The following is a 7,726-nucleotide window of genomic DNA, read 5'->3' on the forward strand; positions in this document are numbered from 1 at the left end:
ACTGGCCATCTTCGAGCTCCGCTGCTGCGATGGCGGCCATTTCGTCACGAGTCCACATGCTTCATACCTCCGCACGGACGCGTACTGTCCGCTGTTCGATGTCTTTGATGGGATTGGCGACGCGCACAACCCGATGGACGAAAACCCCCGGGGTTACGACCTCATCCGGATCCAAATAGCCGTCGACTATCTCCTCGGCTTCGGCAATAGTGAGCCGTCCGGCTGCGGCAACCAGGGGGTTGAAGTTGCGGGCAGTCATGCGGTAGCGAAGGTTGCCTTCACTGTCAGCCTTCTGCGCGCGCACCAAGGAGATGTCGGCAACAATGCCGCGCTCCAGGATGCAGCGCCGGCCTTCGAACTCTGCCTCCGGCTTACCCTCCGCTATGGGCGTACCAACCCCGGTTGGGGTGTAGAAGGCAGGGATGCCGGCGCCGCCCGCGCGCAGACGCTCCGCCAGGGTGCCCTGCGGGACGAACTCGACGTCGAGCGTACCCGCCAAGTACTGTTCGGCAAAAAGCTTGTTCTCCCCCACATAGGATGCCAGAACCTTGCTGACCTGTTGGTTCTCCAGCAACAGGCCAAGGCCCTTGCCATCCACACCCATGTTGTTGGAAACCACAGTTAGATTACGAGCGCCACTGTCGCGGACCGCTTCGATGAGGTCCCGAGGAATGCCGCTGAGCCCGAAGCCGCCAACGGCAAGGATCATCCCGTCCTGGATGGTGCCCGCCAGGGCCTCCGAAGCGCTATCCCAAATTTTCGATGCCATCAGTATGTTGTTCCTATCCGTCCACAATGTGGTGCCCTTCCGGCTGCCACAAAGCTATGTCGCGTTCATCGGTCCGTCAACGGAAATTGCTACTTAGCCCACGTATTGCTCGCTGGGTGGTCAGCCGCCCAAAAACTGTCCATAATGTAGACATGGCAGAGACGCTTCCCGGCGCGCAGGTCGTCGGGCGAATCGGACAGGTTCTCAGGGCCGTTAGTGGGGCCATGCCGCGGGGTATCGGCACGACAGAGGTGGCCCGGGCCACCGGATTGGCACGCCCTACAGCCCACCGGCTTCTTTCATCACTTGCGGCCGAGGGCTTCCTGGATCACGACCCCAAAGCCGGCCGCTGGCACCTGGGGCCTGAGCTTTACCTGATGGGGTCCGTCGCCGCTGAGCGGTACGACATCACTGAACTCGCTCGCGAACATGTCCGTGCCCTTGCCGAAGAGACGGGTGAAAGCGCGTTCCTATCCGCGCGCCGTGGCGATGAGACGGTCTGTGTTCTGCGGCAGGAAGGCAGCTTCCCGATCCGGTCGTTCGTGCTCTACGAAGGCAAACGGTTCCCCTTAGGAGTGGCCTCTGCTGGTCTCGCGGTTCTCTCATTCCTGCCGCCAGCAGTCAGCGCCCGCTACCTTGACCGTGCTCACCTTGAGGACCAGTTCGGGCCAGAGCACTCGGCGGACCGTATACTGCAGCGGATCGAACTAACACGCGACGAAGGGTATGCCACCAATCCCGGGCTCCTTGTCCAAGGTAGCTGGGGTATGGGGGCCGCAGTGTTCGATGGCGCAGGACAGCCGGCGTGGGCACTAAGCATTACGGGCATTGAACCTCGGTTCTCCCCTGAACGACGCCCCGTACTTGGGCGTCTCCTGCTGCGCCACGCCCACGCCATCTCCGAAAAAATCAGTCGTTGATTGCCCGCAAGCCATCTGCAGGGGCTTACTTGCCATCTAGTGGGACGGTAACGGCGGTTGCAGGCAGGTCCTGACGGAATAGCCAGAGGTGACGCTTTTCCTATTTGGGGAATTCGCGCGGACTCAACCCACGGTTATTCCGGCGGCCATCGTGGCTGTCCTTTGGAGCTGCGCAAGAACCGATGGTGCCCGGTTTTCGGTCCCGTCGTAAGGAGTCCCAGGATCAAGCCACCATGTTTGAAACCCCGGCACCGATTGTATCCGGGACATCTGATTTCACCGCCAGGGATCCTCATGCATCGGGAGGTTGTTGCCAGCAGTGATCCGGAAGAACCCTTGGTGATGATGGCCACGTCGGCGCCCAGAACCAGTATGTGCACGGCGGGGATTTTCCAAGTCGCTTCGGGTAGAGCCATTGGGATCCTCATCGCTGAGTTTGACTACGTCGCTCAGTGCACCAGCCCTCCGACGTCCCTAGTGCTTGAGCATGAGTGCTGAGCCTGCTATCAGACCTTCCTCCACTACAGTCCGGAGGCCGTGCCCCAATCGTGCTCAAACACGAGGTTGGTCTGCGTCCCAGCCACTGCTGGATTCGCCGACAGATGATCCAACACAAACTGCCGAATGTGCTCAGTGCTTCTGGCCGTGATGTGAATCAGGAAGTCATCGGCACCACCCAGGACGAAAAACTGTTTGATTTCGGGCAGCTCTCGTAGGTCCTTCCCGAAAGCATTCATTAGATGCCGGGCGCCGGGCCGCAAACGGACACTGACTAAGGCTTGGAGTGGCATGCCCATGGCTTCCGGATCAACTTCAATCGTAAAACGCTTTATCACCCCAGCTGCTTTGAGAGCTTTTAGCCGGGCAAGACACGTGGATGGAGCAAGGCCAAGGGCCTCTGACAAAGATTGGTTGGTTTGCCGGGCATTGTTCGACAGTAGGTTCAGAAGCCTTTGGTCTAGTTCATCCAGAGGCAGGTCATGCAGTTTCTGCGGGTGAGTCACGCTAATCAACTCCTTCATTGCAATTATGATCCAATACTCGGGCACCCATCGCAGTATCTACGGTCTCTCTACGATCAGCCGCAGACTCTGCCACTATTTCTCCTGTAGGAGCAAGTCCCTTCAGAAAGAGTTCGACATGATCATCTCGGTTCCCAAAGAAGTTAAGAACAACGAATTCCGGGTGGCTATCACGGCCGCGGGTGTGCACGAGCTCAAGGAAAACGGCCACGAAGTGCTCGTGGAGACGGGTGCTGGTACCGGCTCTGGAATTAGCGATCAGGAGTACACGCTTTCAGGAGCTGAGATCGTTGAGACCGCTGATGAAGCTTGGGCCCGAGCGGATATGGTCATGAAGGTCAAGGAGCCCGTAGCCTCCGAATATCGCCATTTCCGTGAGGGGCTACTCCTTTTCACGTACTTGCACCTTGCCGCCGAACCTGATTTGACGCAGGCTCTCATTGACTCTGGTGTCACGGCCATTGCCTACGAAACGGTGCAGGAAGGGCGGTCACTGCCGCTGCTGGCCCCGATGTCAGAGGTGGCTGGCCGACTCTCGGTCCAGGTCGGAGCGGCTTCCCTTATGGCACCCGCCGGCGGAAAGGGCGTGCTGCTGGGCGGCGTCCCGGGCGTCCGCCCCGCCAAGGTCGTCGTCCTCGGGGCAGGAGTAGCCGGGACAAACGCCGCGGCGATGGCACGGGGCCTAGGGGCAGACGTCACCATCCTGGACATCAACATCAACCGGCTGCGCGAGCTCGACGCTCAGTACCAAGGGTGCATTAAGACCATTGCCTCTAATTCATACGAGATCGAGAAGGCAGTCATCGATGCAGATCTCGTCATCGGCTCCGTCCTGATCCCAGGTGCGAAGGCCCCCAAGCTGGTCACCAACGAACTCGTGGCCCGAATGAAGCCCGGCTCAGTTCTGGTAGATATCGCCGTGGACCAAGGCGGCTGCTTCGAGGACACCCGCGCTACAACTCACCAGGAACCCACATACCGGGTCCACGATACGATTTTCTACTGCGTGGCGAACATGCCCGGCGCAGTTCCGAACACCTCCACTTATGCCTTGACGAATGTCACTTTGCGTTATGCGGTGGCCCTGGCAAATCTAGGAGCGAAGGCCGCCTTCGACCGCCATCCTGCCTTGGCTGCGGGCCTCAACGTGGCGGCAGGAAAGGTGACAAACAAATCCGTCAGCGATGCACACGGCCATGTCCTCGCTGATTGGCAGGAGCTCGTCACAGTCTGAAAACTTGGGTTCTCTGCCTGCCTGCCCTCACGCTTGCAGGCACACAACGCCAGGGCGCTGAGGAGGAGCGGCACCGAAATGGCTGTCATCCAGCGGCAGCTCTTGATCTGACAGAGAGTCACAGTCAAGCGACAATCTCAATAATGAAGAGTTCGAGGCGGGATCGTTGGCGTCGTCACTCTGGACGACCAACCTTGTTGCTTGATGGAGGCGGTGCCGAGTCTCCCCGCCTCCTCGATCGCGCAGACAGACTCCATGAATGCGGCCGCGCTGGAGCGGCTGGATCTACTACCAGCGGCAAACCGGCCCGTCACCGCCACCGGGGGCGGGGCCACCATGTTGAGCAAGACCATAGGAACGGACCCGACTGCATGACTTACTTTTCCCCCGCTGACAGCATCATCCTTCCTGCCGCTGAGACGCTACGTCGGCGGCGGAGGGAGATCGTAGGTGAGCTCGCACTTCGGGGCCTGGTCACCGACGAAGAACCGCTCTGCGGTGTAATTGATCTCGATACTGTGGATGAACTCATCGACGCGCTCAAGGCTGCGTATCCGAAATCTCTCCCGGCGATGCATACAGTCGCGGCCAAGGCCATCGCCCTGAGGCCTGTCCTGGCACACTATGCACAAGCTGGCCTGGGATGTGAAGTGGCCAGCCCCGGCGAGCTCGAACTCGCCCTGGCCGCAGGCTTCGCTCCCGATCGAATCATCTTCGATTCGCCCGCCAAAACCCGCCGTGAGATCGAAATGGCCCTCCGCCTTGGTGTGTCGTTCAATGTTGACAACTTCGAGGAGCTTGCACGCGTCGACGAACTCATCGCCGACATCAAAGGTCCCACGCCGCACATCGGCGTGCGGATTAACCCGCAGACAGGAGCGGGAACGATAGACGCTATGAGCACAGCTACCGAGACTTCAAAGTTCGGAATTGGACTCAGGGATCACCGCGAGGACTTGATCGAGGCGTTCGCCGCCCGACCCTGGCTAGACCAACTGCACGTCCACAGCGGATCACAAGGTCTTGAACTCGAGCACACCGCTCGTGGCGTCCGCCTAATCCTCGATCTGGCCGAGGCCATCGCCCAGCGGGTCGGTAAGGACCAGGTCAAACGCATCGATGTGGGAGGCGGGCTATCGGTGAACTTCGAATCGGACGAAGTCACTCCCACGTTCCAAGACCACCGCTCCGCCCTCGAGAGCGTCGTTCCGGAACTCTTCAGCGGACGCTTCACCCTTGTCACGGAGTTTGGGCGGGCATTAACCGCCAAAGCCGGCACGCTGGTTACAAGAGTCGAGTATGCGAAGTCAACGGGAGGGCGGCCTATTGCGATCACCCACGCAGGAGTTCAAGTAGCAACGCGCACAGTGTTCATGCCTGAATACTGGCCCCTGCGGATCGAAGTCTTTGATGCCGCGGGAGTTCCGCGCATCGGGGAGGCATTTCTTCAGGATATCGCCGGTCCGGCCTGCTTCTCCGGCGACATGCTCGCGGTGGGACGGTCACTGCCAATGATCACATCATCCGATCTAATCGCCCTGCCCGAAACGGGTGGTTACTACTTCTCCAGCCATTTCTCCTACAACGCTTTAGCGCGCCCGGTCGTCTACGCAGTGTTCACAGATGAGGCAGGACAGCGCCGCTGGAGCATCGCCCGCCGAGCGCAGACGATGGAGCAAATCGTCGCGGAGGCAGGAGAGCCTGACTTCGCACCTCTTCCCACCTAACCGGAGCGTGACCAGACGAACCAGATCTCCTGCTATTCAAACTGAAGTCGGCAAAACCCCCAACGGGATGATCCTGCAGGGCTTGTCCTGCATGCGGATAGCGGCGCCCGTGCTCCCCTACTTCATTGCCGGGCATTCGCACATCACTACCTGACCTACAAACCAACCACCAACCACAGGAGTTACCGGTGGAAGCCACCACTCTCTTCTTCGAGTGCCCCTTAAGCGGAAAATCCGCCACCACCATGATCGACCGGCGGCCAGCCTCCGATCCGACCATTTCAGTACTGGACTCCGGAGCCGAACGGGGGGACGGCGTGTTCGAGACGTTCGGTGTAATCAAACAAAACGCCCAGGCACTCGATCCTCACTTGGAGCGGCTCAAGATGAGCGCGCGCCTGCTCGACCTGCCCGAACCCGATATCGACGAACTCCGGCGAATTGTCAAGACGACCGCCGCCATGACCGGTCCCACCGGGGAGTACTCGCTCAAGCTGGTCCTGACGCGCGGCGGCCCAGGAACTAACGGGCGCCCGGCAGCCTGGATTGTCCTCTCGGACATGCCCGACTACCATACAGCGCGGACAGAGGGACTGCGTGTGATCCTCTTGAACAAGGGCTACCACAGTTCACTCGTAGCAGAAGAACCCTGGCTGCTCTTCGGGGCCAAACACCTGTCTTACGCGCAACATATGGCGGCGCTACGGGAAGCACGCCGCCAGGACTCGCAAGAAGTTGTCTTTACAACAGCGGACGGACTTCTGCTGGAAGGCCCCACGTCAACCCTGATCGTCCGACACGGCGACCGGCTGCTGACCCCAGACCCCGGGTTGGGCATCCTGCACGGGACCACGCAACGCGACATTTTCGCCCACTGCGAAAACCTCGGACTGCGAGGTTCCTATGAACGGATCGGGAAAGATGCGTTGTTAGACGCCGACGCCGCTTGGCTTGTCTCCAGCGTACGGATGAGCGTTCCCCTCACCCACGTGGACGGAGTAGAGATTAAGCGCGACCCCGACCTCACGGAACAGTTCAACGCCTTCCTGCTGAATCGAGACTAGGTAGGAGTGACGTCAGGCACTAGCGACTGGAACTGCTCCTGATTCCTTCCACACCGACTGCTGCCCCTGCGCGGGTCATTTGGCCGTGGCGCGCCTGTACCTGCGGTAACTGCTGTGCTGGGCTGTGTACCTCGCTAGGATCAGCTGGCCTTCGAGTCCACGACTAAACCCACCTACGACAATTCGTCCCTTGCTATCGCCTTGCCATCACGAAATTCCGTCCCCCTGGAGCAACCACTCCAGGGGCCCGAAACCGACTCAATAAGGAGCAACCGGTGACGCAAGCAACGCCCCTGATTACTATCCTTGTCGAAGACCCCGCTTCAAGGGACCGAGAATTGGAGCGGGCCATTTCACTGCTCCGCAACGAAGCAACCGGCTGCGGGATTCTGGTAACCAGGGTCGAATTTACGACCTTCACGGTCGCCATCTGTCCCGATGTCGCTTACGGACTGACCCAGGAAGCTGACTTGTTGCGACAAAAACCAGCCGGGCGTTTACCCAAGATTCGACAAGCCTACCCGCACCAATTGTCTTGAATCTGTCGAGGGAACTTCAGGCCAAGCAACTAGAAGACCTGCCGTGTCTCGTTCAGGAACAACCACAGGATGAGGTCCAGCAGCATCCACTACTGATTCTGGACAGGCTTCAGCCGCGGAGACGTCGTGTCACTTCAAGAGGCAAAGACTAGGCAATGTGCTGTCGGATCCGTGGAGACAAGAACTTGGGACGGACTCATTATTCGGATAAGGGACGACCTGAACGACAGGAGGGCTTTTCACTTCCACGTGTCGAGAGAGTCAGTAAAGCTGCTGAAAAAGCATAATTCCAGAAGCCTCACGCGTGCTCGATAAGGCAAACCGCGCTCCAGTCGGCCGCGGTCGGTCCGACCACAGAAGCAAAGTAGCCGCGAACGGGCAGACCTGCCGAAATATTGTTTCGACCGGAAGCGCGCCTACTCCTTTACGGAAGCTTATTCGTACAGTTAGA

At 59.5% G+C, this 7,726-nt stretch carries 7 protein-coding genes; 5 read left to right on the forward strand and 2 right to left on the reverse strand.

Annotated elements, in window-relative coordinates:
- Window positions 1-61: 61 nt before the first annotated feature.
- Window positions 62-769 carry a CoA transferase subunit A gene (locus tag HTS88_RS21700; RefSeq protein WP_174182226.1) on the reverse strand — a complete coding sequence of 236 codons (708 nt, stop codon included), beginning with the start codon at window positions 767-769 and terminating at the stop codon, window positions 62-64.
- Window positions 770-921: 152 nt separating this feature from the next.
- Here HTS88_RS21700 and HTS88_RS21705 point away from each other — a divergent pair, with 152 nt between their 5' ends.
- The gene (locus HTS88_RS21705; RefSeq protein WP_174182228.1) at window positions 922-1,689 is read left to right on the forward strand and encodes an IclR family transcriptional regulator; all 768 of its coding nucleotides are present in this window, start codon (window positions 922-924) and stop codon (window positions 1,687-1,689) included.
- 521 nt (window positions 1,690-2,210) lie between these two features.
- Here HTS88_RS21705 and HTS88_RS21710 read toward each other — a convergent pair.
- Window positions 2,211-2,711 carry an Lrp/AsnC family transcriptional regulator gene (locus HTS88_RS21710; protein WP_174182230.1) on the reverse strand — a complete coding sequence of 167 codons (501 nt, stop codon included), beginning with the start codon at window positions 2,709-2,711 and terminating at the stop codon, window positions 2,211-2,213.
- A 118-nt stretch (window positions 2,712-2,829) separates the two neighbouring features.
- On the opposite strand from HTS88_RS21710, the gene ald reads away from it, so the two are divergent.
- From ald to HTS88_RS21730, 4 genes are all read left to right on the forward strand, one after another.
- Window positions 2,830-3,945 carry an alanine dehydrogenase gene (ald, locus tag HTS88_RS21715; protein WP_174182232.1) on the forward strand — a complete coding sequence of 372 codons (1,116 nt, stop codon included), beginning with the start codon at window positions 2,830-2,832 and terminating at the stop codon, window positions 3,943-3,945.
- A gap of 371 nt (window positions 3,946-4,316) precedes the next feature.
- A complete protein-coding gene (locus HTS88_RS21720; protein ID WP_174182234.1) occupies window positions 4,317-5,672 on the forward strand; it encodes a type III PLP-dependent enzyme domain-containing protein in 1,356 nt (451 codons plus the stop codon).
- Window positions 5,673-5,860: 188 nt separating this feature from the next.
- On the forward strand, window positions 5,861-6,736 hold the full coding sequence (locus HTS88_RS21725) for an aminotransferase class IV (RefSeq protein ID WP_174182236.1): 876 nt from the start codon (window positions 5,861-5,863) through the stop codon (window positions 6,734-6,736).
- A 275-nt stretch (window positions 6,737-7,011) separates the two neighbouring features.
- Window positions 7,012-7,275 (forward strand): hypothetical protein, encoded by a 264-nt coding sequence (locus HTS88_RS21730; protein ID WP_174182238.1) that lies wholly within the window; start codon window positions 7,012-7,014, stop codon window positions 7,273-7,275.
- The last annotated feature ends 451 nt before the right edge of the window (window positions 7,276-7,726 follow it).

This window comes from Pseudarthrobacter oxydans (assembly GCF_013314975.1).
Taxonomy (GTDB): domain Bacteria; phylum Actinomycetota; class Actinomycetes; order Actinomycetales; family Micrococcaceae; genus Arthrobacter; species Arthrobacter oxydans.

Bases quoted from the DNA above. Each gene is read 5' to 3' on its own strand.
- HTS88_RS21700 (WP_174182226.1), bottom strand. From the start codon at position 769: ATGGCATCGAAAATTTGGGATAGCGCTTCGGAGGCCCTGGCGGGCACC.
- HTS88_RS21705 (WP_174182228.1), top strand. From the start codon at position 922: ATGGCAGAGACGCTTCCCGGCGCGCAGGTCGTCGGGCGAATCGGACAG.
- HTS88_RS21710 (WP_174182230.1), bottom strand. From the start codon at position 2,711: ATGAAGGAGTTGATTAGCGTGACTCACCCGCAGAAACTGCATGACCTG.
- ald (WP_174182232.1), top strand. From the start codon at position 2,830: ATGATCATCTCGGTTCCCAAAGAAGTTAAGAACAACGAATTCCGGGTG.
- HTS88_RS21720 (WP_174182234.1), top strand. From the start codon at position 4,317: ATGACTTACTTTTCCCCCGCTGACAGCATCATCCTTCCTGCCGCTGAG.